The organism is Actinomadura madurae (assembly GCF_047130825.1).
Taxonomy (GTDB): Bacteria; Actinomycetota; Actinomycetes; order Streptosporangiales; family Streptosporangiaceae; genus Spirillospora; species Spirillospora madurae.
This window is the reverse complement of the sequence record NZ_CP083237.1, coordinates 2,372,507-2,398,005: the sequence shown is the minus strand read 5'-3', so window position 1 is coordinate 2,398,005 and position 25,499 is coordinate 2,372,507. Positions and strand designations below refer to the sequence as shown.

At 71.9% G+C, this 25,499-nt stretch carries 26 protein-coding genes and 1 pseudogene; 11 read left to right on the top strand and 16 right to left on the bottom strand.

Annotation, left to right across the window (positions count from 1 at the left end; all coding sequences use genetic code 11):
* Window positions 1-70 precede the first annotated feature (70 nt).
* On the bottom strand, window positions 71-982 hold the full coding sequence (locus K8Z49_RS10960) for a hypothetical protein (RefSeq protein WP_412518513.1): 912 nt from the start codon (window positions 980-982) through the stop codon (window positions 71-73).
* Window positions 983-1,523: 541 nt separating this feature from the next.
* Between K8Z49_RS10960 and K8Z49_RS10955 the strand changes: the two genes are divergently transcribed.
* The 3 genes and pseudogenes from K8Z49_RS10955 to K8Z49_RS10945 all read left to right on the top strand — a co-directional run bounded on the left by K8Z49_RS10955 (window position 1,524) and on the right by K8Z49_RS10945 (window position 3,741).
* Window positions 1,524-1,817, top strand: a complete 294-nt coding sequence (locus K8Z49_RS10955; protein ID WP_412518511.1) for an AfsR/SARP family transcriptional regulator — start codon at window positions 1,524-1,526, stop codon at window positions 1,815-1,817.
* A gap of 19 nt (window positions 1,818-1,836) precedes the next feature.
* A pseudogene (locus tag K8Z49_RS10950) lies at window positions 1,837-2,687 on the top strand (AfsR/SARP family transcriptional regulator).
* 448 nt (window positions 2,688-3,135) lie between these two features.
* Window positions 3,136-3,741 carry a hypothetical protein gene (locus K8Z49_RS10945; protein ID WP_412518509.1) on the top strand — a complete coding sequence of 202 codons (606 nt, stop codon included), beginning with the start codon at window positions 3,136-3,138 and terminating at the stop codon, window positions 3,739-3,741.
* Between the two features lie 30 nt (window positions 3,742-3,771).
* Here K8Z49_RS10945 and K8Z49_RS10940 read toward each other — a convergent pair whose 3' ends face one another.
* From K8Z49_RS10940 to K8Z49_RS10925, 4 genes are all read right to left on the bottom strand, one after another.
* Window positions 3,772-4,428 (bottom strand): NUDIX hydrolase, encoded by a 657-nt coding sequence (locus K8Z49_RS10940; protein ID WP_412518507.1) that lies wholly within the window; start codon window positions 4,426-4,428, stop codon window positions 3,772-3,774.
* Entirely contained in the window at window positions 4,425-5,945 is a 1,521-nt protein-coding gene (locus K8Z49_RS10935) for a hypothetical protein (protein ID WP_021592533.1), read from the bottom strand. Before K8Z49_RS10935 ends, K8Z49_RS10940 begins: the two co-directional genes overlap by 4 nt.
* A gap of 173 nt (window positions 5,946-6,118) precedes the next feature.
* Window positions 6,119-6,520 (bottom strand): PPOX class F420-dependent oxidoreductase, encoded by a 402-nt coding sequence (locus K8Z49_RS10930; protein ID WP_021592534.1) that lies wholly within the window; start codon window positions 6,518-6,520, stop codon window positions 6,119-6,121.
* Window positions 6,521-6,538: 18 nt separating this feature from the next.
* The gene (locus tag K8Z49_RS10925) at window positions 6,539-7,045 is read right to left on the bottom strand and encodes an NUDIX domain-containing protein (RefSeq protein ID WP_024934752.1); all 507 of its coding nucleotides are present in this window, start codon (window positions 7,043-7,045) and stop codon (window positions 6,539-6,541) included.
* Between the two features lie 155 nt (window positions 7,046-7,200).
* Between K8Z49_RS10925 and K8Z49_RS10920 the strand changes: the two genes are divergently transcribed.
* Complete coding sequence (locus K8Z49_RS10920; protein WP_021592536.1) at window positions 7,201-7,479, top strand: PGPGW domain-containing protein; 279 nt, start codon at window positions 7,201-7,203, stop codon at window positions 7,477-7,479.
* A 16-nt stretch (window positions 7,480-7,495) separates the two neighbouring features.
* Here the strand turns inward: K8Z49_RS10920 and K8Z49_RS10915 are convergent, their stop codons facing one another.
* Complete coding sequence (locus K8Z49_RS10915) at window positions 7,496-9,274, bottom strand: serine/threonine-protein kinase (protein ID WP_412518504.1); 1,779 nt, start codon at window positions 9,272-9,274, stop codon at window positions 7,496-7,498.
* Window positions 9,275-10,171: 897 nt separating this feature from the next.
* On the opposite strand from K8Z49_RS10915, the gene K8Z49_RS10910 reads away from it, so the two are divergent.
* Window positions 10,172-10,948 carry an SGNH/GDSL hydrolase family protein gene (locus tag K8Z49_RS10910; RefSeq protein ID WP_412518502.1) on the top strand — a complete coding sequence of 259 codons (777 nt, stop codon included), beginning with the start codon at window positions 10,172-10,174 and terminating at the stop codon, window positions 10,946-10,948.
* Here the strand turns inward: K8Z49_RS10910 and K8Z49_RS10905 are convergent.
* Window positions 10,894-12,063: a Cmx/CmrA family chloramphenicol efflux MFS transporter gene (locus K8Z49_RS10905; RefSeq protein WP_412518500.1), complete on the bottom strand. Its 1,170-nt coding sequence runs from the start codon at window positions 12,061-12,063 to the stop codon at window positions 10,894-10,896. The two genes, K8Z49_RS10910 and K8Z49_RS10905, sit on opposite strands and share 55 nt — an antisense overlap.
* Before the next feature lie 263 nt (window positions 12,064-12,326).
* Here K8Z49_RS10905 and K8Z49_RS10900 point away from each other — a divergent pair, with 263 nt between their 5' ends.
* Window positions 12,327-12,899 carry a TetR/AcrR family transcriptional regulator gene (locus K8Z49_RS10900; RefSeq protein ID WP_021592540.1) on the top strand — a complete coding sequence of 191 codons (573 nt, stop codon included), beginning with the start codon at window positions 12,327-12,329 and terminating at the stop codon, window positions 12,897-12,899.
* Entirely contained in the window at window positions 12,889-13,698 is an 810-nt protein-coding gene (locus K8Z49_RS10895) for an amidohydrolase family protein (RefSeq protein ID WP_075020504.1), read from the top strand. Before K8Z49_RS10900 ends, K8Z49_RS10895 begins: the two co-directional genes overlap by 11 nt.
* Window positions 13,699-13,716: 18 nt before the next feature.
* On the opposite strand, the gene K8Z49_RS10890 is transcribed toward K8Z49_RS10895, so the two are convergent.
* Entirely contained in the window at window positions 13,717-14,763 is a 1,047-nt protein-coding gene (locus K8Z49_RS10890; RefSeq protein WP_412518497.1) for a lysylphosphatidylglycerol synthase transmembrane domain-containing protein, read from the bottom strand.
* A 105-nt stretch (window positions 14,764-14,868) separates the two neighbouring features.
* Entirely contained in the window at window positions 14,869-15,456 is a 588-nt protein-coding gene (locus K8Z49_RS10885) for a TIGR03086 family metal-binding protein (protein ID WP_412518495.1), read from the bottom strand.
* A 149-nt stretch (window positions 15,457-15,605) separates the two neighbouring features.
* Between K8Z49_RS10885 and cqsA the strand changes: the two genes are divergently transcribed.
* A complete protein-coding gene (gene cqsA / locus K8Z49_RS10880; protein ID WP_412518493.1) occupies window positions 15,606-16,772 on the top strand; it encodes an alpha-hydroxyketone-type quorum-sensing autoinducer synthase in 1,167 nt (388 codons plus the stop codon).
* Here cqsA and K8Z49_RS10875 read toward each other — a convergent pair.
* From K8Z49_RS10875 to K8Z49_RS10855, 5 genes are all read right to left on the bottom strand, one after another.
* A complete protein-coding gene (locus K8Z49_RS10875) occupies window positions 16,769-17,680 on the bottom strand; it encodes an oxygenase MpaB family protein (protein WP_021599436.1) in 912 nt (303 codons plus the stop codon). The two genes, cqsA and K8Z49_RS10875, sit on opposite strands and share 4 nt — an antisense overlap.
* A gap of 102 nt (window positions 17,681-17,782) precedes the next feature.
* On the bottom strand, window positions 17,783-18,970 hold the full coding sequence (locus tag K8Z49_RS10870; protein WP_021599435.1) for a thiolase C-terminal domain-containing protein: 1,188 nt from the start codon (window positions 18,968-18,970) through the stop codon (window positions 17,783-17,785).
* 101 nt (window positions 18,971-19,071) lie between these two features.
* Window positions 19,072-20,130, bottom strand: a complete 1,059-nt coding sequence (locus K8Z49_RS10865) for a threonine aldolase family protein (RefSeq protein WP_412518490.1) — start codon at window positions 20,128-20,130, stop codon at window positions 19,072-19,074.
* 51 nt (window positions 20,131-20,181) lie between these two features.
* A complete protein-coding gene (locus K8Z49_RS10860) occupies window positions 20,182-20,748 on the bottom strand; it encodes a hypothetical protein (RefSeq protein ID WP_021599433.1) in 567 nt (188 codons plus the stop codon).
* Window positions 20,749-20,835: 87 nt separating this feature from the next.
* Window positions 20,836-21,009: a hypothetical protein gene (locus tag K8Z49_RS10855; protein ID WP_021599432.1), complete on the bottom strand. Its 174-nt coding sequence runs from the start codon at window positions 21,007-21,009 to the stop codon at window positions 20,836-20,838.
* 268 nt (window positions 21,010-21,277) lie between these two features.
* Between K8Z49_RS10855 and K8Z49_RS10850 the strand changes: the two genes are divergently transcribed.
* Window positions 21,278-22,720, top strand: coding sequence for a GAF domain-containing protein (locus K8Z49_RS10850; protein ID WP_412518487.1), 1,443 nt, complete (start codon window positions 21,278-21,280; stop codon window positions 22,718-22,720).
* Here K8Z49_RS10850 and K8Z49_RS10845 read toward each other — a convergent pair.
* Entirely contained in the window at window positions 22,680-23,441 is a 762-nt protein-coding gene (locus K8Z49_RS10845; RefSeq protein WP_412518485.1) for a histidine phosphatase family protein, read from the bottom strand. The genes K8Z49_RS10850 and K8Z49_RS10845 overlap by 41 nt on opposite strands.
* A 74-nt stretch (window positions 23,442-23,515) precedes the next feature.
* Between K8Z49_RS10845 and K8Z49_RS10840 the strand changes: the two genes are divergently transcribed.
* The gene (locus K8Z49_RS10840; protein ID WP_024934758.1) at window positions 23,516-23,881 is read left to right on the top strand and encodes a hypothetical protein; all 366 of its coding nucleotides are present in this window, start codon (window positions 23,516-23,518) and stop codon (window positions 23,879-23,881) included.
* 136 nt (window positions 23,882-24,017) lie between these two features.
* Entirely contained in the window at window positions 24,018-24,425 is a 408-nt protein-coding gene (locus tag K8Z49_RS10835; RefSeq protein ID WP_052357360.1) for a hypothetical protein, read from the top strand.
* A 69-nt stretch (window positions 24,426-24,494) separates the two neighbouring features.
* Here K8Z49_RS10835 and K8Z49_RS10830 read toward each other — a convergent pair whose 3' ends face one another.
* Window positions 24,495-25,259, bottom strand: coding sequence for a nuclease-related domain-containing protein (locus tag K8Z49_RS10830; RefSeq protein WP_021600314.1), 765 nt, complete (start codon window positions 25,257-25,259; stop codon window positions 24,495-24,497).
* Window positions 25,260-25,499 lie beyond the last annotated feature (240 nt).

Sequence of the window (25,499 nt, the reverse complement as noted above, 5' to 3'; positions counted from 1 at the left end):
GCGCATGCCGACGCGGAAGCGACAACAGCGCGAACAATGACCGGCGATGCGTAATTCGCCCAGAGTGGTGCTATCGCCCTGGACGGGCGCCGCCGCGCGTGAAGACGGGGAACGGCCGGCGCACGCCGCGAGCCGCGGTGTTCGTCCTCGCATGCACCGTTATCCGGACGCCGCCGGTCCTGGTCGTCGGGAACCGGCCCTGTGGTGCGCAGCGCGACAGATATGCCAGCCCTTGCTCCAGGTGTGTGCGCGGACCCGGGTCGAGGTGGCGGGCCCACGAGGGCTCCGTTTCCTCGCGCAGCCAGGCGTAGCAGGCCATCGCGTACCCGAACTCGGGTTCGGTGAGATATCCGACCCGTGAATAGCCGTCGCTGCAGGCGGCGTTCAGCGCGCGTTCATCGAGATAACCGAGAGGCCGCACGGAGAAACCCGGTGTGCCGTCCGCGAATCGCAACGCGGCGTTCGTGCTGAAGATCCCGAACCCGAAATAGACGGTGAGGAGATCGGTCAGCCGCTCGTGGTCCTTGCGCTCGGTCGTGATGCGCCCTTCCCCGAGGAGCCGGACGTGGCAGAGTTCGTGGGCGATGATCGCCGTGAGGTACTCGGCGTCGGACGCCTCGCTGACGTCCAGCCCGATGACCGGCCGGCCGTACCGGACGGAGTAGTGCCCGACCGCGCGCCTGCCCTCCTTGTCCTCGTTGTCCCGCAGGTCGAAGAACTCCACGACCAGGTCGGACGGCTCCAGCGACATGACCGTGCACACGCCGGCGATCAGGCGGTTGATCTGCCGCGGCGTCCCCTCGTAGCCGGACGCGAGGCTCGGTCCCGGAAGGACGATGCCGCCGAGCAGCGGCTCCCGGCCGAACTCGCTCGCGAACCATGTCATCGACGCCTCGATCCAGGCCTGCTGCGGCGCGCCGACCGGGCACTCCTCCTTCATCACCCGCAGCCAAGGACGGGTTTCCTCCGCGTTCTCGTTCATCGCTCTCCCGATGATCATGCCGGATGGCGCCCGCGCGGCGGACCGGCGTCGGTTGAAAGAAATGCACGAGCTCCGCGGGGTGCGCCCGGGGAAGAGGGGCGGTGCTCGGCTTCGCCGGATTCTGATGGCTGCTCGACTCACCTGTCAACATCCGTGAAAGAAATGCATGGGTGGTGGAGCTGAAAATGAGAGGAGGCGGATTCGCCCGCGGTTCGAATAGCTGGTCGATCGGGGAGGGCGGCAGGGCCGGGGTTCGCGCCCGGCACCGTTGTGCCTCCGCTCGCCGCGCCCTCGCCACGTGGCCGGATGCGGGTGATCGCTGGACAATACGGCGCGTGGATGGCATGTATTCAGCAGATCCGCCGACGAACCGAGATGAGGGGTCCATGCCCGACGTCACCTTCTCGGTGCTCGGGTCGGTCGAGGCTAACGTCGGTGACCGGGCGGCGGCCCTCGGCGGCGGGAGGCAGCGGGCGCTCCTCGCGGCGCTGCTGCTGAGCCCCGGCCGTGTCGTGTCCGTGGACCGGCTCGTGGACGAGTTGTGGGGGAGCGCCCGCCGTCCTCCGCCCGTACCCAGGTGCACACGCTGGTGCACCGGGTCCGGCGGGCGCTCGGTGAGGCCGCGGAGTTGCTGGAGACGCGTCCGCCCGGATATCTGCTGCGCACCCGGGCGGCGCAGGTGGACCTCGCCGTGTTCGTCGAACTCGTCGACCGGGCCAGGACGCACGCCGGGGCGAGCCGCCTGGCGGAGGCGGCCGGTGCCTTCCGGGAGGCGCTCGGCGTCTGGTGGGGTCCCGCTCTGGACGGGGCGGACGGGGGCGTTCGTCCCTCGTGAGGCCGCGCGGCTCGAAGAGATGCGCCTCGCGGCGGTGGAGCAGTGCCTCGCCGTCGAGCTGGACCTCGGACGGCATGGCGCGATCGTGGCGGAGCTGGCCTCGCTCGTCGATGAGCACCCCTCCGTGAGGAGCTGCGGGCCGGGTTGATGCTGGCCCTCTACCGCTGCGGCAGGCGTTCGGAAGCGCTCCAGGCCTACCGCGACGGCCGGACGCTGCTGATCGAGGAGACGGGCCTGGAACCGGGCGAACGGCTCCGCGATCTTCATGAGGCGATTCTCAGAGACGAGGTGGCGCCCTGGCGCGCCGAACCGGAACCGCCGCCGAACCCGCCTGAGCCCGAGCCGACCGTGGAGACGACAAGGGCCCTGAAGTCAGCGCCTGTGCGTGGCGCGGCGGCCGTCCGCGGCCCGGCCACCGCAGAGCCTTCCGGTCCCGTCCGAGCAGAGGCGCCCGCCCCGGTTCCAGGCAACACCGTCGACGCCTATCCGGCCTGGGTACGTGGTCCCGTCGTGCCTCGACTCGGTGTCGGAGTCGTGCTCCTGCTGGTGGCCCTGGTCTGCCTGGGCGGGGCGACGGCCGAGCCGTCCTCCCAGGCACTTGGCGAGGCGTCGTCGCAGGGGCGGCAGCTGGTGCCTGGTCCCGCCTGGGTGAACGGCCCGCCCCGTCCCGTTCCACGGGCGTTCTTCGGCGCGACGATCGGGACGAACAGTGGCGCGATGCCCGGGTTCAGGATCGGGTCAGTCCGGTGGGCGAGACGCGCTGGTCGAACGTCCAGCCGGGCCGGGACCGGTTCGATTGGACCCCGCTCGACCGCATGGTGGCGGGCGCCGGACGAGCTGGGCTTCCGATGCTCCACACGATGGGGGTGACCCCGGCGTGGGCGGCGCCCGACGGCCCCCCGCAGCCCCTATCTGGACGACTCCAGGACGGCGCCGCCGCGCGACCTCGCCGACTGGGACCGCTACGTCCGCGCCCTCGTCACCCGGTACCGCGGCCGGATCGAGGCGCATGAGCTGTGGGACTTCGCCAACACGCACTACCACTACACAGGCGACGTGAAGACGATGGTCGAGATGACCCGCCGGGCGGCCGCGATCATCAGGGCCGAGGACCCGCGCGCCACGGTCGTCTGCCCGTCGATCGGTGACCTGTGGGGCGGCGAGGGACGACGGTGGCTCGCCCGCTTCGCCGCGCTGGACGGTTTCCGGCCGTGCGACGCCGTCGCCGTCAAGTTCCATCCCCGCGAAGGGGACGGCCCTCCCGAGGAGATGACGGAACTGGGCGGGCCTCATCTACAACACGCTGCACAACGAGGGCGTGCACCTGCCGATGTGGGCGACGGGTCCGGCTCACAGCATCCCGACCGTCCGCTTCCTGGGAGAAGAAGAGGCGAACAACCACGCCGTCCGCTTCTACCTGGCGGGCCTCTACTCCCGGTTCAGCCGGATGTACTTCTACTCGTGGGGCGTCCGCAACCTGCCGCTCGTCCTGCAGGTGGAGGGCAGCCCGCCGACCCGCGCGGCACGGTTCGTCGACCGGCTCCAGCTGTGGCTGGACGGGGCGCGGATCCGCTCGTGCGGGCGGGGGCGGGCCGATGGTCTCCCGGAAGGCGCCTGGCAGTGCCGGTTCCAGATGGGCGGGGACGGCCGGGAGGTTGTTGTGCGGTGGGTGGCGTCGGGCACGGCCGTCATGCCCGCCGTGCCCAGCGCCTACCGGATCGACCACCTCGACGGCCGGACGGTGCTCGTCCGCGCGGGTGCGGCGGTGCGGCTCGGCGAGCGTCCGGTCCTCGTCCGTTTCCGCCCCGGCCGAAACGGGCTGACCTGCGCTGACAGGACGCCGACCGCGGACCTCATGCGGACCACGCTGATCGCGGTCCACGACTTCGGTGCACCACAGCAGATCACCGCCCCACAGAACTGACGCCCATCTGGGCGCGCCAGAGGCGTCCTTCTACGCGGGACCGTCCTGCCCGGAGAACGGGGGCAGGGCGCGTTGTTTGGCGTGCAGGACCGCGGCCATCGTGAACGAGTCGGTTATCTCGCCTTGCCCGAGCATGAGGTCGAGCCGTTGTGGCGAGACCAGCTCGATATGGTCGATGCCCTCCCCGCGGGTCGAGAAGTCCGGCCGGCCGACGGCGGCCCAGAAGAGACCGACCTTGCTTCCCGCGACGCCGGTGTCGGCGTAGACGTCCCCGAGGAACTCGACCGATTCGGCCGGGACGCCGATCTCCTCCTCCAGCTCCCTGCGCGCGGTCTTCTCCGCGGGCTCGCCCGGCTCGGGGAATCCCCGCGGGATCTCCCAATGCCATTGGCGCGTCGCGTGCCGGAAATGCCGCAGCAGGACGATCCGGCCGTCATGGACGGGGAGGACGGCCGCCCCGGCGTGGCCGCCGGAATGCAGAGCCCTGAGGTAACCGCCGGTCCGGCCGTCCGGGAACGCGACCGGATCCCGTAGCAGGGTGAGGTACTGGTCCCGATAGCAGATCCCGTACGGGCCGCCTTCGGGCGGGAACTCGTCCAGGATCACGCTCCCGGCGCCGGGCGGATTGGCGAACAGATCCGGCCGGCTTCGGCGCAGCAGTTCGTACTCCTCGAAAGGCGTGGTCATTCACCCTCATTCGACAGGTCGGCGCCGTCGTCGCCGGAACCTCGCCCGACCGCCTGTCCGGACAGGAAACCGATCAGCTTCCTGGCCTCCCGGTACGGGTCTTCCATCCGCATGTCCAGCAGCTGTGCCGTGGTCTCGATCCGGTGACGCGCTCTGCTCGCCAGGAACCTGCCCAGGCCGAGGCGCAGCGTAACCCGGGCCACGCGGGTCCCCGCGAGGCTGCCGAGTTCTCCGGCCACCTCATAGGCGACGGTGTCGCCCGGCATGTACAGGACGTTGAGGGTCACGGCCCCGATGTCGATGGCGATTTCCGTCAGCCCGCCGAACCGCCCGCCGGAACGGTCGTCGCGAACCTCCTCCGCCTTCCGGAGCATCGCGAGATAGGCCCGGCTGATCTCGACGACACCGGTGCCCGGATCGGCCAGGGCCTCGATGGAAGGCGCGTTGATGACCCCGGCGAGCGCCGTCTTGTACGCGTGCCACTCCGGTTCGTTGCGGACTCGCCAGGTGTCGGCCAGGGAAAGGCGGTCGAGGGTCGGCACCGCTTCCAGAAGGCCCTGCACGTCCTCGAAGCTCAGGTTTCGCAGCAGCCTGATGAGTTCGTCGGCGTCCGTCGATTCGGTCGGGCCGTCCCGCCGCCGGCGAATCTGCGCCAGCCCTTCCTGTAAGGCGGTGCGACGCGGTGAATTGCTCGGCGTCAAGGCGAAGACGTCGACCGCGTCGGCGAGGTTCGTGGCGTATTTCAGGTCGACCAGCTGCTTCACGATGGGCATGTGCGGGAGCCCGGCGTCGTATTGCCGCTGTGCGACGTTCCCGCCGTCTCCGACGACGAATCTCTCGTAGAGCGTCTGCCGCACCACGGGCCGCCCGGCGTCCAGCTCATCGAAAGCCCATCGCGCGACCTCCTTGAGACGTCCGAGGGCGCTCCTGGCCTCTTCCTCGTCCAAGCCGAAATCGCGCTGCAGCGCCGGCACCTTGAAATGGAGGAAGCCCGTCAGGAACTCGCCGAACGTCCGGTTCATCTCCTCCGCCAGCAGGGCGTTCTCGGTGTCGTCCCAGGACAGCCGCAGGCACGACATGGGCGTGCTCTCCGCCGTCCGCCGCCACGCCTCGATGCCCTCGGTGACCTGGAATCGCGGGCCGTCCGCGGGGAGCGGCCCGTCCTCCGACAGCAGCATCGGAATGATCACGCCGCTCGCCAGCATCTCGCGGAACGCCTTCTGGTCCGGGCCCTTCTTCGCGTAGTCCTGGTAGACCTGCCGGTTGTTGTAGAGAAAGGCGCGGTTGATGAGCACCTTCTCGGCGTTCAGCAGGGCCCGCAGGTACTCTCGCCGGGATCTTCGCGCCTGCTTCTCCAGCACATCCCGGCCGACCCGGCCCGCCCTGAGCGCCTCGCCCAGAAGATCGCGATCGAACCACTGATTGTCCAGGGACTGCGGTACCGCGGTGATGGTCTGGCGCAAGTCCGCGGAGATCAACCGGTTGAAGCTGACGTCCCCGACGTTGCCGACCGGCATAGGAACCCCCTTGGCTGCGGAAACAGCTCACACCATAGGGCGGGCCGGCCGCCGGTGCCCGGGGAAAATCGGGCACCGACCGGCCGTGGCCAAGTGTGACGGCGGACGCCTAATAGATGTATGGCGCCGCGGAGTGGTTCCTTTGCCGAATTCCTCACCGGTGTGCGGCGCGGCTAGTCGATGACGCGTTTGATCATTCCGTCGGTGTCCGGGTCGAGGCCCCAGGCGAAGACGGTGCGCGGGTGGATGCGGATGACGTCGGCGGTGACATGAGCCTCCTGGCCCGCGTCCTCCACCGCGGTCTCGGCACGTCCGCGGATCTCGATGCCGCGCACGCGCCACGGCGTGATCGAGGCCAGATCGTCGACGACGAACGCCACCTGGTCGTTGCCGCGAAGGTTGCGGTACTTGCGGCTCTGGGCGAGGTTGTATCCGCGGATGTCGATGGTGCCCCGCTCGGCGTTGTACCTGAACCCGACGGGATTGTTCTGCGGGTCGCCCTTCGGGCCCACCGTGGCCAGCCGGCCGAGCCGCTGCCCGGCGAGGTACTCGCGTTCAAGATCGGTAAGGCTCATGGTGCCCAGCCTGTAACCTCAACCTCCCTTGAGGTCAAGCGCGCCGATCAGGGCGCGCAGGCGCGGGGACATCGCGTCCGGCAGCGCGTCGAGCGGGTACCAGCGCGCCTCCAGGATCTCCGCCGCGTCCAGCTCGAGCCGCCCGCCCACGATCCGCGCCTCGTAGTACGCCTCGACCCGGTGCCGGAAGCCGCCGGCGAGGCCGAGCGGCCGCGGAACGACCTCGACCTCCAGCGACGTCTCCTCGCGCACCTCGCGCCTGACCCCGTCCTCAAGCCGCTCGCCGGCGTTGACGTACCCGCCCGGCAGGCCCCACGCCCGGTACTCGGGCCACAGCCGATGCCGGAGCAGCAGGATCCTGCCCTCGTCGTCCTGGACGATCCCGCCCGCGTACACCAGGAACGTGTCGTGCCGGAGCCGCGCGAGCCGCCACTGCATCCGCCCGCCCAGCCGCCTCCAGACCCGCGCGGCGAGCCGGCCGAGGCGCCCGCGCAGCCGGCGCGGCACGCCGACCGGGATCCTCATGATCGAATGCTAGCCCCCGCCGCCCCCGCGGCCGGACGAACGCCCGCGGGCGGCATCGCGCGGGACGTGGTCCTCGTCACACTCCCCGCGATCGGGATCCACCGGCGGGCCCCGACTCGTCCCACAAGGGAAAGCCAGACAAGCCAGGAGGATCTGTGACCACGACCGCGATGGAACCGACGGCCGACACCGCATCGGCTCCCGAGAGCCGCTCGCCCGTCCGGCTCCTCCGGAAGGTCGGCGTCGCGATCGCCGGCGTGGCCCTGATCGTCGCCGGCTGCGTCATGCTCGTCATACCGGGACCCGGCATCGTCGCGATCCTCGCCGGCCTGGGCCTCCTCGGCACCGAGTTCCCCACGGCCCGCCGCCTCAGCACCCGCCTGAACGCCTACGCCCGCACCGCCTGGAACAAACTCCGCCGCAAGAACCCCTGACCCAAGACCGACGCAGTCAGTACGCACGCGTTATCGTGCCGCTCGCTCCCCAATCGCGGTAGCCGACGGAGTAGAGCGAATGGTAGACGAGGTCCGGCGCGACCCTGCTCCAGATGTCGATGTCCAGACGTTTCGGCAAGTTCTCGCGGTCGGTGACGAGCGTGTAGGTGACCTTGCTCATCCTGCTGCCGAACATCTTGTAAAAGGACGCTATCGGCCCACTGGCCGCGAGGTCTCCACCCTGCGCCGTGCCGCGGTAGGTGATCGTGCCGCTGTCGGCCGAGCGTCTGAGTGCCGGGGATTTCCGGAGAAGTTCCAGAACGTTGTATGGAGAGGTGACCCACCTCACCTCGCTCGCCGTCCAGATGAAGACATCGCTGATCTCCGACTGCGATGTGGCGCCGGTGGGATGGCAGGTCGTGGGGTCGTTGCGGTAGTAGCCGCAATTTCCGATCACGATGATGCGTTGGCGGTCCGGCGCTCCATACGAGGAGCCCAGATCGGTGCGCACCGTGAGGTCGTAGTTGGTGCTTTGGCCGGACTGGTAGTGCAGCCTGCCTTGCGCTTCGAAACTGTCGGCGCTTTGGGTCATGCCTCCCTCGGCGGTGAAGGCGGCCGTTTGCTGTCGCGCAACGGCTTTCTCCACGGCGGTGGCCACGGCGGCGGGAGTTGTCAAAGGGCCGGTCCTGGGCGCCGCAACTGGTGATTTCCTGCTGAGCGGGGTGTGGGTGGTTCGGGGAGTCGCAGCAGCGCTAGGGGTGGTCGTAGCCATGCGGGAAGGGGCGGAGGTTCTCGCCTTGACGGCCATCGCGATGGTGCCGACAAGTAACACGACCGCGATGAGAAGGCCGGCCACGAGAGGGACGCGCTGTAAGGCGGCGCGCTTCGCCGGGTTGCCCTCCACGGGGAGTCTGACGGTGGCCCAGCGGGTGGTGCGCTCGTTCGCGAGGGTGGCGTCGTCGGCTCTGGCCAGGGCGTGGCCTTGGGACAGGGCTTCGGGGGCACTGATCGGGCCCTGGGAATGCTCCAGCAGCTGCAGCAGGACGTCGCGGCTGCGGGGCCGCTTGGCGGGTTCCTTGTGAAGGGTCTGGGCCACGAGAACGCGTAGCGGGCCGGACAGCCCGCCGAGATCCGGTTTGCCCTTCATGATGCGGTTCATGACGGCCGGGATGGTGTCCTGGCCGTAGGGCGGACGGCCGATCGCGGCGTAGGCGATGGTCGCACCCCAGGCGAACACGTCGGCGGCCGGGCCGACCGGCTCACCTGCGAGTTGCTCCGGGGCCATATAGGACGGGGTGCCGATGACCGTGCTGGTAGCGGTCACCGTGGCGTCCAAGGACCGGGCCACGCCGAAATCGATGACACGGGGGCCGTCGGAGCCGACCAGGACGTTGCCGGGCTTGAAGTCGCGGTGGACGACACCCGCTTCGTGAATCGCCGCGAGCGCCGTGGCCGTTCCGATGGCCAGACGGTAGAGCGAGGGGCCGTCCTGCGTGCCGTTCTCCAGCACGAGATCGCGCAGGGAGGGGCCGTCGATGAGTTCCGTGGCGACGTAGGAGAGGTCGTCGTCTTCCCCCACGTCGAGGATTTCGGCGGTACAGAAGGACGCCACCTTGCGCGCCGCCGAGATTTCCTTGAGGAAGGCATCGCGTGAACCGCCGCGGTCATGAAGGACCTTCAAGGCGACCTGACGACCGTCCTCGTCCTCGGCGAGGTAAACGACGCCCTGACCGCCTTCCCCAAGGCGTCCTGTCAGGCGGTAGCGTCCGAGGCTTTCCGGGTCCCGGGACGTCAAGGGTCTGCTCGCCGTCATGCCGGGCCTGCACGGTGGGACGCTGAAGAGGGATGCACGTGTGGCTCGACCTTCCTTCGTGCCGCAAACTGCGGAAGCGCTGGGAGCCGTGGCGCGCCCGACCTTCGTCAAGTTGCTGGACGGCCAACGGGCCCAGGGCGTTTACCGACGTTCGGGAACGGTGACGGCTCGTGAAGTCGATCAACGCGAACCTGATGAGGGCCCTCCTGGACCTCGGTGGAACGGGTGTCGTCAACGGGCCACGCCCATCGGGGACATCGGAGGCGGTGAGTGGCATGCCAGCTGGCGGACGCGGCGCCGGCGATGATCAATGTTGAGGATCCCGGAAGGTACCCCGAGTCGGGGTCGCCCGAGGCTGGACGGGGTGGTGCGAGGTCCCGGGGCGGGGTTCTTGATCTTCGGACAAAGGTGGGAGTTTCACGATTTCTGATCGTGGACGGGAGATTTCTATCTCGGTCTGTGTGCGCGGGTGTGATGGGGCTCTCTGGCGTGCGGACCGGACTTCTCCATGGGGTCGCGGTGCGAGAGGTGATGCTCGCGTACTGAATCTCCGGGCGGTGTGCATGGTTGGTGAGATTCTCTGTCTGGGCCGACTGGCGTGTACCTGGCAAAACCCAGGTGGTCTGCGGGGATTAATGGGGCGGATGTGATCAATGGGGCCGTCGGGATCTGTTTTTGAATGGTTGTTGCCTCTTGTGGCTTGACGGCCCGGGATTCCCTGATATTTCGGATTACAATGGCGAATAGTGACGAAGCGGGTTGATCAGTTGGTGGCTTGGGAGAATGGCGGCGCGGGTATGAGTCGGGCAACCGAATTCCGCTCGTCGCTCCGGAGTGCAGATGCGTCCATCCCGCCCCTGTCTGTCCGCTTTCGGTGCGGTGACCATCGCCGCCGCCTCCCTGCTGTGGTCCGGGTCCGCCTCGGCGGCCGCCACCAGCTACGTCGCACTGGGGGACTCCTACTCGTCCGGCACGGGGGCCGGGAACTACGACCCCGGCAGCGGGTCGTGCAACCGCAGCGCCAACGCCTACCCGAACCTGTGGGCGGCGGCGCATGCCACCGATTCGTTCAAGTTCGTGGCGTGCTCGGGGGCGACGACCACGAGCGTCGCGAGCGGCCAGCTCGGGGCGCTGACCTCCTCGACGACGCTCGTGAGCCTCACCGCCGGCGGCAATGACGCCGGCTTCGCCAACGTCATGCAGACGTGCGTGCTGGAGTCGACCTCCAGCTGCCAGAGCAGGGTCGCGCAGGCCGAGAGCTACATGCGGAACACCCTTCCCGGCCGGCTCGACTCCCTGTACTCGCAGATCCGCGCCAAGGCCCCGTCCGCGCGCGTGGTGGTGCTCGGCTACCCGCGCCTCTACAAGATCGTCGACGTGTGCGTGGGGCTGAGCAACGCCAAGCGCACCGCCCTGAACGGCGCCGCCGACACCCTCGACGGCGTCATCGCCTCGGCGGTGGGCCGCGCCGGGTTCGCCTGGTCGGACGTCCGGGACGAGTTCGCCGGGCACGAACTGTGCTCAGGGCACGACTGGCTCAACGCGGTGACGATCCCGATCGGGTCGTCCTACCACCCGACCGCGCTCGGCCACCGGTCCGGCTACCTGCCCGCCATGACCGGCTCCGCCCGCCTGGCCCTGAAGAAGCTGGCCTGACCGGCGAGCACCGCGATCGCGCCGGCCATCAGCAGCGCGCTCACCCAGACGGGGGAGCGGTAGCCGAGGCCGGCGCCGATCGCGGTGCCGCCGAGCCACGGGCCGATCGTGCCGCCCACGTTGAACGCGGCCGTCGCGAACCCGCCCGCCAGCGTCGGCGCGCCCGCTCCCTGGTCGAGGACGCGTGCGATCAGCGCGGGGCCCGTGCCGAACGCCAGCATCCCCTGGACGAAGACGAGCGCGACCGCCGGCACGGGGTGCGCCGCCGCCAGGGCGAGCGCGGCCCATCCGACGGTCAGTGACGCCATCCCGCCCGCGATGAGCACTGTGGGACGGCGGTCGGCGAAGCGCCCGCCGAGGGTCACGCCCGCGAGGGACCCGGCGCCGAACAGCGCCAGCAGTGCCGGCACCCATGCGGAGCCGAGGCCGGTGACGTTGGTCGCGAGCGGCGCCAGGTAGGTGAAGGTGCAGAACGTCGCGCCCTGGAACAGCGCGTTCACCGTGAGGGTGAGCAGGAGCCGGCCGTCGGCCAGCGCACGCAGTTCCTGACGAGCGCCGCCCGCGGACGGGCGTTCCTCCGGGATCGCCCTGGCGATCGCGGCGACGGCGGGAAGCGAGACCAGCGCGACCGCCCAGAAGGCCGCGCGCCAGCCCCACGCCTCGCCGAGCAGCGCGCCGGCCGGGACGCCCGCGACGCAGGCGACGGTGACGCCGCCGACCACGACCGAGGTGGCGCGGGCGCGGGCGGCGGGGGGTGCGAGCGCGGTCGCGGTGGTGAGCGCGACGGCCCAGAACCCGGCGTTGGCCAGCGCCGCGACGACGCGGGTGACCAGCAGCAGGGCGTAGCCGGTGGTGAGCGCGCCGATCACGTGCACGGCGACGAAGACGCACAGGAACGCCAGCAGCGCCCGGCGGCGCGGCCACCGCCGGGCGAGCAGCGTCATCGACGGCGCGCCGATCACCATGCCGATGGCGAAGGCCGAGGTGAGCAGGCCGGCGGCGGGGATGGACACGTGCAGGTCGGCGGCGATGCCGGGGACGAGCCCGGACAGCATGAACTCCGAGGTGCCCTGGGCGAACACGGCCAGCCCGAGGACATAGACGGCGAAAGGCAAGGGAGACTCCCGAGACGGCGAACAGGTCGGCTGATCGGTGGGGGGCTGCGCCGGGATGGCCGTCCGGTGTCGTCACGGACGGCGGTGGCGAAAGGAGATCCCTCGCGTCAGAGGGCGAGGACAGCCCGCCTCGGGCGGCCCGCAGGGAGGGGGCCGCCGGGAGTCAGCGTCTATCCGACTCGGGGCTGGACATGGCCACCAGGCTAGCAGCGGCCGCGACCGGGTTGACAGAACATTGTTCTGGAGTGCCAGAATGATGTTCTATGACGGAGGCGGGGCGGGCCCGGGTGCTGCGGGCGGCGCTGGAGCTGTTCGGGCGGGACGGGGTCGCCGGCACGACGCTGAGCGGGCTCCGGACGGCGAGCGGGGTGAGCGTCGGGAGCTTCTACCACCATTTCGCCGGCAAGGAGCAGGTGGCGGAGGCGCTGTTCGTGGAGTGCGTCTCGATGTACCAGGACGCCTTCCTCGCCGAGCTGAAGGCGCATGACGGGGCGCGCGAGGCGGTGACCGGCGTCGTCGCCTTCCACGTCCGGTGGTGCAGGGAGAATCCCGGCCGGGCGCGGTTCATGTTCACCGAGCGTCCGGCGGGGAGCGAGGATCTGGCCGCGCGCAACAGGATGTTCTTCCGCGAGGTCCGCGGCTGGTGGCGGGTCCATGTGCGCCACGGCGCGCTGGCCGACGTGGACGCGGTGACCGCGTTCGTCCTCTGGCTCGGTCCCGCGCAGGAGCTGTGCCGGATGTGGCTGAACGGCCAGGCCCCGGAGCCGGACGGCGGGCAGGTCGAATGGCTGAGCGAGGCCGCGTGGCGGTCGGTGGGAGGCGATCATGCTGGTTGACGCGTGGATGCAGCACGGGACGGTCCGGTTCCTGCGGCACGAGATGCTGGACTCGCTGTGGCGGTGGACGGGGGAGCGTCCGCCGGAGGAGGAGATCCCGGTCGCGGCGACGGTCGCGGCGATGGACGCCGGGGGCGTGGACGTCGGCCTGATCAGTGCCTGGTACGGCCCGGAGGGCGACCTGGTGAGCAACGACGAGGTGGCGTCCTTCGTCCGGCAGGCCCCGGACCGGCTCGTCGGGATCGCGTCCGCCGACCTGCGCAAGCCCATGGAGGCGGTGAGGGAGCTCCGGCGGTGCGTGCGCGATCTGGGGTTCAAGGGCCTGCGCGTGGTGCCGTGGCTGTGGGAGCTGCCGCCGACGGACCGCCGCTACTACCCGCTGTTCGCCGAGTGCGTGGAGCTGGGCGTCCCCTTCTGCACGCAGGTCGGCCACACGGGCCCGCTCCGTCCGAGCGAGACGGGACGGCCGATCCCGTACATCGACCAGGTGGCGCTCGACTTCCCTGAGCTGGTCATCGTCGGCGGCCACATCGGCTATCCGTGGACGGAGGAGATGGTCGCGGTGTGCCGCAAGCATCCGAACGTGTACATCGACACGTCCGCCTACACGGTGCGCAGGTATCCGCCGGAACTCGTCCGGTACATGACCCAGGACCGGCACCACAAGGTCATGTTCGGGACGAACTACCCGATGATGACCGCTGAGCGGGCCCTCAAGGGGCTGGGCGACCTCGGCCTCGGCGCGACCGCGAAGGAGGCGTTCCTCGCGGGCAACGCCCAGAAGGTCTTCGGTCTTTAATGATCTACAACGTAAAGGTCAGTGCCGGAGCGTCCGGCACGCCAGGATCCCCAGGGGGACCGGCGCCCAGAAGGTGATCGCGCGGAACAGCAGGACGGCGTGCAGGGCGGCGCCGGTGTCGATGTCCAGGGCGGCGAGCGCGGCGACGAGCGCGGCCTCGGTGGAGCCGACGCCGCCGGGCGTCGGGATGGCCGAGCCCGCCGCGGCGCCCACCAGGTAGGCGGCGACGAGGGCCAGGGTGTCGGCCGGCCCCACCGCCGTGCCGGGGATGGCGAGGACGCTGAGCGTGAAGGCGAGGCCGAGGGCGAGCGTCGTCCCGGCGGACGCGCCGAGGACGACCGCGAGGTCGCGCGGGCGGCGGCACAGGTCGGCGAACCCGGCGGCGGCCCGGCGGGCGGGCCCGGAGCGGAGCGCGCGGCGGCCCCACAGCACCGCGGCGGGCAGCAGTACCCCGACGGCGACGAGCAGCGGGAGGGGCGGGACGAGTTCGGCGGCCTGGGCGGCGTGGTGGCCGAGCGCGTCCAGCATCCGGTCGTTCGCGGCGCCGGGCAGGAGCACGGTGCCGAGCCCGAGGACGGCGCCCATCAGCAGCAGGTCCGCGGGCAGGCCGGCCACCTGCAGGACGGCCACGGCCACGGCGGCGCGGGGGAGTGGCAGGCCGCGGCAGACGAGGTAGCGGGTGTTCACGGCGACGGCGCCGAGGCCTCCCGGGGTGACCCGGTTGGCGGCGGACGCGGTGAACTGCGTCATCGTCGTCGCGACCAGCGGGAGCGGCCGGCCCGCCGCCCCGCGCAGCGCGATCGCCGAGAAGACGTAGTGCAGCAGGGACAGCAGGACCAGCGGCGCGAGGAACCCCCACCGCATGTGGCCGACCGCCGCGGCGGCCGGCCGTAGTGGGCCGGCCGCCACGAGCGCGGCCGCGGTGAGGGCGGCCGCCAGGATTCCGAGGACGGCCCAGCGGGCCCCGCGGGACCGCGGGACGGAGGGGAGGGCGGGGGCGTCGACGCCAATTCCGGTGACCTTGGCGGACGCCGCGGTTTCAGCGGGGGCGGCGATCGTCTCCACACCTCAGTGGTCGGCTACTCGATTGAAGAGTATGCGACCCCCGGCATCCCTGGACGCGAACGTTGGGTGACCTGTGATCCACGAGGCCCGCAGGTCACGTGCGGATCAGGCCGTCCAGCCGGGCTCGCGGCCGAGGTGGCGCAGGAGGGCGGCGACGTCGTCCTGACCGGTGTGGGGGAGGGCCGCGGCGTAGGCGCCGTACTGGCGCAGCGGCTCCACGATCTCCCGGGCGACGCCGAGCAGCGTCCGGGAGATCTCGGGGGTGAGCGGGGACGGCCGGCCGGTGGCGACGGCGATGTCCCAGGCGTGGACGGCGGCGTCGAGCGCGGCGGCCCCGGCGCCGGTGTCCGGCGTGAGGGAGCCGGGCGGCACGGGGACGGGGACCGCGGCGGCGTCGCGGCCGACGGTCGCCCAGGCGGCGGCGCAGGCGGTCAGGGACGGCTCCAGCAGGTCCATCGGCGTGCCGTCGAGCGTGCCGGACGGCTGGAAGGGGTCGTAGCCGGGGCCTGGCTCGCCGGTGATGGCGGCGGCGAAGGCGAGCTGGTCGCCCGCGGCGTGCTGGACGACCTGGGCGACGTCCCATCGGCTGCACGGGGTCGGGCGGCCGAGGTCCCGGTCGGAGAGGCCGTGGACGGCGGTGCGCAGCATGTCGTGGGCGGTGTCGAGGACGGTCCAGCCGGAGGTCTTGTTCATGCCTCCGATTCTATCAGAACGGAATGATTCGTTCCACTTGAACTTTTCCCGCGCCACGACGCCTTGGTCCGCTCCCGAGATTCTTTTCACACTATGATTAGGGGCCGCTACAGGACGTGACCTAGGTTTGACGGGGGAGAGTGACGACCATGACCAGCGCTCACCAGCGGCTGGGCGAACGCATCAGGGTGTTCCGGGGCACCCGCGGCGGGCGGCGGCCGGCCACCGCGAAGGCCCCCGGCGACCGGGCGATCATGCTGACCTGTAGCGACTATCTGGGCCTGGCCGAGCATCCGGCGATCACCGAGGCCATGATCGCCTGCCTGCGCGCGTCGGAGGGCGCCGCGCAGGCACCCGGCCCCTGCCTGCCCGAGGACCACCCGCAGGTCGTCCTCGGCGAGCACGTCGCACGGCACATGGGCGCGCGGGCCGGGGTGCTGTGCCCGTCGGGGTGGGCCGCCAACACCGGGCTCCTCCAGGTGGTCGCCGGGCCGGACGTCCCGGTCTACCTGGACGTCCTCGCGCACATGTCGCTGTGGGAGGGGGCGCGGGCGGCGGGCGCCGAGCTGGCCTACTTCCGCCACAACGACCTCGACCACCTGCGGCGGCGGATCGAGGTGGGCGGCTCGGGGGTGATCGCCGTGGACGCCGTCTACAGCACCGACGGCTCGGTGTGCCCGCTGGCCGGCCTCGTGGAGGTGGCCGAGGAGTACGACTGCCTGCTGGTGGTGGACGAGTCGCATTCGCTCGGCACGCACGGGGAGCGCGGCGCGGGGCTGGTCGCCGCGACGGGGCTCACCGGGCGCGTCGACTTCCGCACCGCGAGCCTGGCGAAGGCGCTGCCGGGCCGGGCGGGGCTGATCACCTGCGACCGTCCCGGCTTCGCCGACTACTTCGCGCACACCGCGCTCCCCGCGGTGTTCAGCTCGACGCTGCTGCCGCACGACGTGGCGGGGCTCGCGGCGGCGCTGAGGGTCGTCCGCAAGGAGGGCTGGCGCCGGGACCGCCTGCGCGCCGTCACCGCCCGGCTGCGGGACGGCCTGGCGGGCCTCGGCTACCGCCTCGTCGCGTCGGACTCGCAGATCATCGCCCTGGAGACCGGCTCGGAGGCCGACGCGACCATGCTGCGGGACGCGCTGGTCCGCCGCGACATCTTCAGCGCGGCGCTGTTCCCGCCGTCGGCGTCGGTGGGCCGCACGCTGGTGCGCCTCTCCGCCCATGCCGCGCTGAGCGACGACGACGTCTCGCGGATCCTCGCGGCCTGTGCGGAACTCCACCCCCGGCTGGCCGTCCCCGCGTCGGCCCCCGCGGGCTAGGCGGCGGGCTGGTAGCGGCTCTGGCGGGTCTGGGCGCCGATGTAGCGGAGCATGCTGCGCAGGGCCCAGTGGTTGAGGCCGGCGGGCATCATGCGGTAGCCCTGCCGGTTGGCCAGGGCGAGGGCGGCGAACCGGGCCTGGTCGAGCGGCGACCAGGGGATGTCGAACCGCTCCCGGACGAGCGGGGGCAGGCAGCCGAAGGTGATCAGGCGCAGCGGCCGCTCGATGACGAGGCGGCCGGCGCGGTCGAGGCGGGGGCCGCCGACGGGCAGCAGCGTGACGGTGTCCGAGCCGTGCTTGGCGATCTCCAGCGCGCGGGCGGCGGCCGGGGTGAGTTCGAGCGTCTTGGCGCAGATGTGCCAGAACTTGGACTGGAAGGCGGCGTAGTCGGCGGGGACGGGGCGCATGCTGACGCCGTAGCGGGAGTACCAGGTGACGGTCTCGGCGTACATCTGCTCGTGGTCCTCGGCGGTGAGGGTGCCGGGGTGGAAGGTCTCGGCCGCCTTGAAGATCTCCCAGGTGAAGGTGGCGTGCGCCCACCAGAACGTCTCGGGTTCGAGGGCGTGGTACCGGCGGGCGTGCTCGTCGACGCCGCCGATGGCGCGGTGCAGGTCGCGGATGCCGCGGGCGCGGGCGGCGCCGTCCGGGGTGAGGATCGTCGCCCAGATCTGCGGGACGGACCGGTGGATCCGGTCGAAGGGGGCGTCGAAGAACGCGGAATGCTCGCTGACCCCGGCGCCGATGCCGGGATGCATGAGCTGCATGAGCCCGGCGGCGGCGCCGGGAAGCAGCGAACGCATGTCGGCGGCGTGCCGCCACAGCAGCGTGCCGGGGACGAGCGGGGCGTGCGCCGCGGTGCGGCGAGCCGCGGCGGTGACGACCGACGGGGGCGAGGACGGGGCGGGCATCGCACCTCCAGGCAAGCGATCACTCAGACCCAGAGTAACCCGGATGAGACAAGAGTCAAAGATTGTCGCACGTCCGAACCCGCCCCGAACGCACCGAGCCGGCTAGCTCCTCTTGTACACCGCCACCGCGCAGGCGCTGCCCAGGCCGATGTTGTGCTGGAGGGCGACGCGGGCGCCGTCGACCTGGCGGTCGCCGGCCTTGCCGCGGAGCTGCCAGGTGAGTTCGGCGCACTGGGCGAGGCCGGTGGCGCCGAGGGGGTGGCCCTTGGAGATGAGGCCGCCGGACGGGTTGACGACCCACTTCCCGCCGTAGGTGGTGGCCTGGTCGTCGACGAGTTTGTGGCCTTCGCCGACGCCGGCCATGCCGAGGGCCTCGTAGGTGATGAGCTCGTTGGCGCTGAAGCAGTCGTGGAGCTCGATGACGTCGACGTCGTCGATGGTGACCCGCGCCTCGTCCATGGCCTTCCCGGCGGCGCGCCGGGAGACGCCGAAGCCGACGACCTGGATGGAGGAGTTGTCCTCGAAGCTCTCGGGGGTGTCGGTGGCGATGTGGTGGCCGGCGATCTCGACGGCCTGGTCCCAGAGGTCGTGCCGGTCGAGGAACCGCTCGCTGACGACGAGCGCGGCGGCGGCGCCGTCGGAGGTGGGGGAGCACTGCAGCTTGGTGAGCGGGTCGAAGATCATCGTGGCGTTCTTGACGTCGTCGAGGCTGTACTCGGTCTGGAACTGCGCGTAGGGGTTGTTGACCGAGTGCTTGTGGTTCTTCCAGCCGATCCAGGCGTAGTGGTCGGGGGTGGAGCCGTACTTCTCCATGTGCTCGCGGCCGGCGTTGCCGAACATCTGCGGCATGGGCGCCTTGTCGAGCTCCCATTCGCGGCCGGCGGTCATGGAGCGCAGGTGGTGGTCGATGATGGTGACCTTGGACTCGCCCATGCCGGCGCCGAGGGAGCCCTTCTTCATCTTCTCCATGCCGAGGGCGAGGGCGCAGTCGGCGAGTCCGCCGCGGACGGCCTGGCGGGCGAGGAACAGGGCGCTGGAGCCGGTCGCGCAGGCGTTCATGACGGTCATCACGGGGATGCCGGTCATGCCGGTCTCGTAGAGGGCGCGCTGGCCCATCGACCCGTACATCGAGCCGGCGTAGGCCATCTCGATGGTGTCGTAGCCGACGCCGGCGTCCGCCAGGGCGTTGCCGACGGCCTCCTTGGCCATGTCGGGGTACTCCCAGTCGCGGGAGCCGGGCTTCTCGAACTTGGTCATGCCCACGCCGACGACGAAGGTGCGGTTGGCCATGGGGCTCGCCTCCTGTAACCGAATCCTGTTCGGTACACGATAACGCGCCGGGCCATGCCGCGGGCGGGCGGTCTCCCGATCATCGGGACGCCCGTGCCGGTTCAGGCGGACGCCTCCTCGGCGAGCGCGGCGGCGAACGCGTCCACGTCGTCGGGGGTGGTGTCGAAGGAGCAGACCCAGCGGACCTCGCCGGTCGACTCGTCCCAGGTGTAGAAGGGGAACCGCTTGCGCAGCCGCCCGGCCACGTCCCCGGGCAGGATCGCGAACACCGTGTTGGCCTGCACGGCCTGCGTGATCCGCACGCCGGGGACGGCGCGGGCGGCGGCCTCCAGGCGGCGGGCCATCGCGTTGGCGTGCTCGGCGTTGCGCAGCCACAGGTCGCCGTCCAGCAGCGCGACGAGCTGCGCGGACACGTACCGCATCTTGGACGCCAGCTGCATGCTCGACTTGCGCAGGTAGGCCATGCCGCGCACGGCGTCCGGGTTCAGGACGACGACGGCCTCCCCGAGCAGGAGCCCGTTCTTGGTGCCGCCGAAGGACAGCACGTCCACGCCCGCGTCCGTGGTGAGGGCGCGCAGCGGCAGGCCCAGGGACGAGGCGGCGTTGGCGATGCGGGCGCCGTCCATGTGCACGGTCAGGCCGCGCTCGTGCGCCGCCGCGGCGACGGCCGCGGTCTCCCGCGCGGTGTAGACGGTGCCGAGCTCGGTGCTCTGGGTGATCGACACGACGGCGGGCTCGCGCCGCTGGACGTTGCCGAACCCCGTGGCGTGCCGTTCGACCATCTCCGGTGTCAGCTTGCCGTCCGGCGTCGGCACGGTCGCCAGCTTCAGCCCGGCGATCTTCTCGGCGGCGCCGCACTCGTCGGTGTTGATGTGCGAGGACTCCGGGCAGACCACCGAGCTCCACCGCTCCGACAGCGCCTGCAGCGACACCACGTTCGCGCCCGTCCCGTTGAACACCGGGAAGACCTCGGCCCGCGTCCCGAAATGCCGCCGGACGACCTCGCGGAGCCGCGCGGTGACGACGTCATCGCCGTAGGCGGGCTGGTGCCCGTCGTTGACCTCGGCGAGGGCGGCGAGGACGTCCGGGTGGACGCTCGCCTGGTTGTCGCTGGCGAAACCGCGTGTCGCGGGCGGGCGGGATTCGGGCGGCAGAGTCATGCGTCCATTGTCCAGGACGCCCGGTTTCCGCCCTGCCGGGGAGGGCCGCGCTCAGGCCGGGCGGTCGGTGATGTTCTGCACGGGGGCGGGCGCGGCCTCGGCCGGCGGCGGCTCGGCGGCGCGCAGCGCCATCCGGGCGCGCATCGCGTCGAGGTCGTCGCCGAACCTGGCCACGGTGGACTGCAGGTCGCGCCACAGCCCGGTGCGCTGCTCCAGCTGGGCGAGCTTGGTGCGCAGCTCGCCGATCCGCCGCTCGGCCGACTCCAACCGGGCGTCGTGGCCGGCGGTCTCGCGGCCGGTGCGGATCAGGCTGGTCGCGACGGCCGCCAGGTCGCGCTCGGTGTCGTCCATCCGCTCGTCGATGCGCGGCAGCAGCCGGTCGTTGAGCTGGCCGACGAGGGAGTCGAGCTCGATGCGGATCGCGCGCACCTCGGTGCCCTGGTCGCGGACCTCCCGCTCCAGGACCGCCACGCGCTCGATATAGTCCGGCAGCAGCCGGGCGAGCCGCGCCGACCGTTCCAGATCCCGCCCCGCTCTGACGAGAAGGCCGGCGCCTTCGCGCAGATGGCGCTCCGCCTCGGCGGCGGCGCGGCGGACGAGACCCGGGATCACGGTCATGGCGCTCCCTCCACGGGATGAGCGGATGGAATCTCCTTAAACTGTAGGCGAACCGACCGTGAACCTTTTGTGAACTCAGGAGTTTATTCAGGGGAGCGGACGTGCTTTTCGGACGGGCCCGGGACGCGGGCCCGGGGCGGCCGGCGCGGCCGGCGCGGCGCAGGCGCACAGGCCCCGCCGGACGATGAGCCAGGCGCGTTCGGCGGTGTAGTCCGTCCGGCTCAGGGCCGGGCGGACGCGGTGGCAGGTCAGGCAGAGCATGCGTTCCGACGTCCTCCCCGTAGTGCGGGGAGCGGCGCCGTCCCGCACGCATTCCCCCCGGACGCGCACGGGACGGCGGGACCCTTGGGACGGCCCGTCGGCTCCCCGGCAGCGACACGGTAGGCGCCGCCACGTTGCATGCAGGTTGCGATCGTCCGATCACTCTATGTGTCCGAATCCGGCCGGGCGAGATCCCGGGAATCGGTTGCGCCGCCGGCGCGATTGGACCGATCCTCAGACGGCCGAGGTCTCTCCGGGGAAAGGGCTGATGGTGGTGCACGAGGCTGTGCCGGTCCGGCAGCCGATCGCCGAGTCGTGGCGCCGGTCCCGGGACGCCGGCGTCGACGCCGGGGTGGCGGCGGCGCCCCTGGTGTTCGACCGGGACGTTCTCGCCGACGCCCGCGCCGCGCACCCCCTCGAACGGCACCTGCCGATGCTGGAGGCGCTGCTGCGGCAGGTCGCCGACGAGACCGAGCACCTGATGGTGATCACCGACGAGACCGGCAACGCGCTGTGGACGCAGGGCCCGCCGGCCGTCAGCCGCGCCGCCGACGCGATCGGGCTGACCGAGGGCTTCCGCTGGTCGGAGGACGCCGTCGGGACCAACGGGATCGGCACCGCGCTCGCCACCGGCCGGCCCGAGTACGTCTACGCCGCCGAGCACGTCGCGCACGTCCTGCACGGCTGGTCGTGCGCCGGCGCGCCGGTCACCGACCCCGACACCGGGCGGATCGTCGGGTGCATCGACGTCAGCGCCACGGTGGACGCGCTGCATCCCGCGACCGTCGCGCTCGTCGCCGCCGCCGCGCGGCTGGCGGAGTCGCGGCTGGAGAACGAGATGCTGGCCCGGGACGAGCGGCTGCGCGAGCGGCTGCTGCCGCACCTGCGCGGGTTGCGCGGCGCCGGCGCCCTCGTCACCCCCACCGGCCGCATCATCGCGGGCGAGCGGCTGCGCGGCCGGCGCGTCCCCGTCCCGGAACCGGGCGGCACGGTCGTCCTGCCGGACGGGCGCACCGCCGTCGCCGAACCGCTCGGCGAGGCGTTCCTGCTGCGGCTGCCGGGCCTCGTCGGCCGGGTGGACACCGGCGCGCCGGCCGGCCGCGACGCCGCGGCGCCGCCCGCCGGCGACGCGCCGCTGCTGACCCTGACGCTCCTCGGCGCCGGGCAGCCGCACGCGCACCTGGACGGGCGCCGGTTCGACCTGACGCTGCGGCACGCCGAGATCCTCGCGCTGCTGGCGCTGCACCCGCGCGGGCTGAGCGGCGACCGGCTCGCGCTCTACCTGTACGGCGACGACGGCAGCCCCGCGACCGTCCGGCCCGAGATCCACCGGCTCCGCCAGCAGTTCGGCGGCATCGTCCGCGCCCGCCCCTACCGGCTCGGCTGCGCGGTGGAGGCCGACTTCCTCACCGTGCGGCGGCTGCTCGACGGCGGTGACGTCGCCGCCGCGGCCCGGCTGTACGGGGGCGAGCTGCTGCCGCTGTCGGACGCGCCCGGCGTCCGCGCCGAACGCGACGAGCTGGCGGTGCGGGTGCGGCGGCAGGTGGTCGACCGGGGCGGGGCCGAGGCGCTGTGGACCTACGTCCAGACCGAGCCCGGCCGCGCCGACCTGGAGGCGCTGGAGCGGCTCCGCGCCGTCCTGCCGCCGGGCGATCCGCGGCTGGCCGCGGTCAGCTCGCGCCGCGCCCGGCTGCTCGGCGGGGAGCCGTAGGCGCCGGCGTCCCCGTCAGGTGGGCGCAGTCGTTGTAGCAGACGGCGGCCAGGCCGGTGCCGTCGTGCCGCCACCGGGTGACCGAGGCGTTGGCGACCGGCTCCTTCTCGATCGCCATGACCTCCTTCTCGGTCAGCTCCTCGACCAGGTACCGGGTCATGACGACGATCGCGTCGTGCGTGACGACCAGGGCCCGGCCCCCGGGGGCGCCGTCCTGCAGGTCGCGGTAGAAGCTGCGCAGCCGCAGCGCGAGGTCGGCCCACGACTCGCCGCCGGGCGGCCGGTAGTAGAACTTGCCGAGGCGCCGCAGCCGGTCCGCCTCCTCCGGGAACCGGTTCTGCACGCCGCGGGCGGTGAGGCCCTGGAGCGCGCCCTGCTCCCGGTCGCGGAGCCGCTCGTCCACCTTGATCCGCACCCCGCCGGGGTCCCGCGGGGCGGCGTAGGACGTCTGCGTGAGCGCGATCTCCGCGGTGTCGAGGGTCCGCAGGTAGGGGGAGGCGATGACGACGGTGGGGCGCTCGTCCTCGGGAAGCGCGGCGAGCCAGCGGCCGAGCGTCGCCGCCTGCGCGCGGCCGGTGTCCGACAGCGGGACGTCGGCGTCCCGCTCGGGGATGCCGGCCTCCTCGGCGTCGGTGCCCTCCACCGCCTGGTAGGCGAGGTTGCCGGTGCTCTCACCGTGCCGGGTCAGGGTCAGCCACTGCAGCGCGTTCACGCCCGCCATGCTGCCATGCCCGGCGGGGTGCGGACGCCGGTGCGGTGACACCGTCCTCTACAGGCGGTAGTACTCTCTGTGCCGTGACGGACGTCCTGGCCACCGTGACCATCGTGGCCGCGCTGCTGACCGCCGGCTACGCCCTCGTGACCGCGCTGCGCGGCCGGGCGATGGGCGTCGCCGACCTCACCGCGCTCGGCGTCCTGGAGGCGCTGCTGATCGCGCAGGCCGTCGTCGCCGTCGTGAAGCTGTCCGGCGGCGAGGGCCCGGACGGCCCCGCCACCTTCGTCGGCTACCTGATCGGCTCGCTGCTGATCCCCGTCGCCGGCGCCGGGTGGGGCCTGCTGGAGCGGACCCGCTGGGGGCCGGGCGTCATCGTCGTCGCCGGCCTGGCGGCCGCCGTCATGGTCGTACGGATGAACCAGCTGTGGAGCGGCACCGGTGCCTGAGCCCGAGCACGAGGACGTCCGGGAACCCGCGGGCGGGCGGCCCGAGACCCGCGCGGGCGACGGCGCCCGCGCCGGCGCCGGAACCCGCGCGGGCGCCGAAGGCCGGCCCGGCGGCACCGCGAGCGGGCCGGGACGGCTGCTGGTCGCCGTCTACGCGGTCTTCGCGCTCGCGGCCGGTGCGCGGGCGGGCGTGCAGATCGCCACGAAGTTCTCCGACGCGCCCGTGGCCTACCTGCTGTCGGCGCTCGCCGCGGCCGTCTACGTCCTGGCGACGGTCGCGCTCGCCCGCGGCGGCCGGACGTCGTTCCGGATCGCCGTCGCGGCCTGCTCGACCGAACTGGCCGGCGTGCTGGTCGTGGGCACGCTGAGCGTCATCGACACGGCGGCCTTCCCCGACGAGACCGTCTGGTCCATGTTCGGGCGCGGCTACGGGTTCGTGCCGCTGGTGCTCCCGGTCCTCGGCCTGCTGTGGCTGCGCCGCACCGCCCGCGAAGGTGGCGGAGCCTCCGCGGGCGGTGGGCGCCCTGTGAACGGCGGCGTGTGAGCCCCCCGGCCACAGGTGTTCAGAAGTCGGTTGCCGCGGCATGCCCTCTCCGCTCCGTCATGCGTGCCGTCATGCCGCGGCCGTCAAGTGGTGGCCGCCGATCGGCAGGGCGCGGACGGCGGCGCTGGTGATCGCCTCGACCTCCTCGGGCGACCGGTCGGCGACCGGGTTGCGGTGCATCCAGCGGATCAGCCGCAGCGGCTGCGCGAAGACGATGCCGTCGGCGGCGAAGGGCGTCCGGACGAGCTTGCCGCCGTGCACGGCCAGCACCGGCGTCACCGGCACCGGCACCTCCGCGACCCGGGAGATCGCCGCCGCGGCGGCCTCGGCCCGCGCGGTCAGCCCGGCGACGAGCTTGGACTGGGTGCGGCCGTCGACGAACAGCTTGCCGCCGTGCTGGGAGATCTCGGTGCCGGGGGCCCACGCCTCGTTGTGCACGAGCCAGACCCCGCCGGGGCCGATGACCAGCTCGTCGGCGGTGCCGTGCCCGGGGACCGTCCGCCCGTACAGGACGCGGTGACCGCGGCGCTCCAGCGTGTGGCGCAGGAAGCGGTTCATGCGCTCCTCGCCCCGCAGCCCGAGCCGCCACACCCGCGAGGCGTTATGAATGCGCCAATGGACGAACGTGTCCGCGGACGCCACCAGAACGGCCATCAGGATTCCGAAAGCGGCGTTGACGAGCAGTGCGCACAACACGAGCGCCGCCGCCGACAGAATAGCGCGCGTCCGCAAACGCCCCTTTTGGCCGCGCTGCCATAGCTCCTCGTACACCGCCTGCGGCGAGCCGCCCGTGAAGGCCGGCCGGTCCCTGAGATAGATGGAGCTGCCGAACATGGGAACCTCCCAGCACCTGCGATGACAGCATCATTATGGGGATGCCCCCGGCATTGACGCTACAGTTCGCAAGGTGACTTAAATCAAACTCCTAGGACAGTTCTCGGCCTTGACGGCATTGCGTGCCTGGTCGATCGTGCAGGGTTGGCCCGGACGATTCGCGGGAAAACACAGAATAGGTCGGGCGGAGTGCATGAAAGGCACAGTGCAAGTATCACCGCAAGAAACACGGCCTTTTTC

Excerpts from the sequence above, each read along its gene's own strand:
- K8Z49_RS10960 (WP_412518513.1), bottom strand. The coding sequence starts at position 982 with ATGAACGAGAACGCGGAGGAAACCCGTCCTTGGCTGCGGGTGATGAAG.
- K8Z49_RS10940 (WP_412518507.1), bottom strand. The coding sequence starts at position 4,428 with ATGACCACGCCTTTCGAGGAGTACGAACTGCTGCGCCGAAGCCGGCCG.
- K8Z49_RS10935 (WP_021592533.1), bottom strand. The coding sequence starts at position 5,945 with ATGCCGGTCGGCAACGTCGGGGACGTCAGCTTCAACCGGTTGATCTCC.
- K8Z49_RS10930 (WP_021592534.1), bottom strand. The coding sequence starts at position 6,520 with ATGAGCCTTACCGATCTTGAACGCGAGTACCTCGCCGGGCAGCGGCTC.
- K8Z49_RS10925 (WP_024934752.1), bottom strand. The coding sequence starts at position 7,045 with ATGAGGATCCCGGTCGGCGTGCCGCGCCGGCTGCGCGGGCGCCTCGGC.
- K8Z49_RS10900 (WP_021592540.1), top strand. The coding sequence starts at position 12,327 with ATGACGGAGGCGGGGCGGGCCCGGGTGCTGCGGGCGGCGCTGGAGCTG.
- K8Z49_RS10895 (WP_075020504.1), top strand. The coding sequence starts at position 12,889 with ATGCTGGTTGACGCGTGGATGCAGCACGGGACGGTCCGGTTCCTGCGG.
- K8Z49_RS10885 (WP_412518495.1), bottom strand. The coding sequence starts at position 15,456 with ATGAACAAGACCTCCGGCTGGACCGTCCTCGACACCGCCCACGACATG.
- cqsA (WP_412518493.1), top strand. The coding sequence starts at position 15,606 with ATGACCAGCGCTCACCAGCGGCTGGGCGAACGCATCAGGGTGTTCCGG.
- K8Z49_RS10875 (WP_021599436.1), bottom strand. The coding sequence starts at position 17,680 with ATGCCCGCCCCGTCCTCGCCCCCGTCGGTCGTCACCGCCGCGGCTCGC.
- K8Z49_RS10870 (WP_021599435.1), bottom strand. The coding sequence starts at position 18,970 with ATGGCCAACCGCACCTTCGTCGTCGGCGTGGGCATGACCAAGTTCGAG.
- K8Z49_RS10865 (WP_412518490.1), bottom strand. The coding sequence starts at position 20,130 with ATGACTCTGCCGCCCGAATCCCGCCCGCCCGCGACACGCGGTTTCGCC.
- K8Z49_RS10860 (WP_021599433.1), bottom strand. The coding sequence starts at position 20,748 with ATGACCGTGATCCCGGGTCTCGTCCGCCGCGCCGCCGCCGAGGCGGAG.
- K8Z49_RS10855 (WP_021599432.1), bottom strand. The coding sequence starts at position 21,009 with ATGCTCTGCCTGACCTGCCACCGCGTCCGCCCGGCCCTGAGCCGGACG.
- K8Z49_RS10850 (WP_412518487.1), top strand. The coding sequence starts at position 21,278 with ATGGTGGTGCACGAGGCTGTGCCGGTCCGGCAGCCGATCGCCGAGTCG.
- K8Z49_RS10845 (WP_412518485.1), bottom strand. The coding sequence starts at position 23,441 with ATGGCGGGCGTGAACGCGCTGCAGTGGCTGACCCTGACCCGGCACGGT.
- K8Z49_RS10830 (WP_021600314.1), bottom strand. The coding sequence starts at position 25,259 with ATGTTCGGCAGCTCCATCTATCTCAGGGACCGGCCGGCCTTCACGGGC.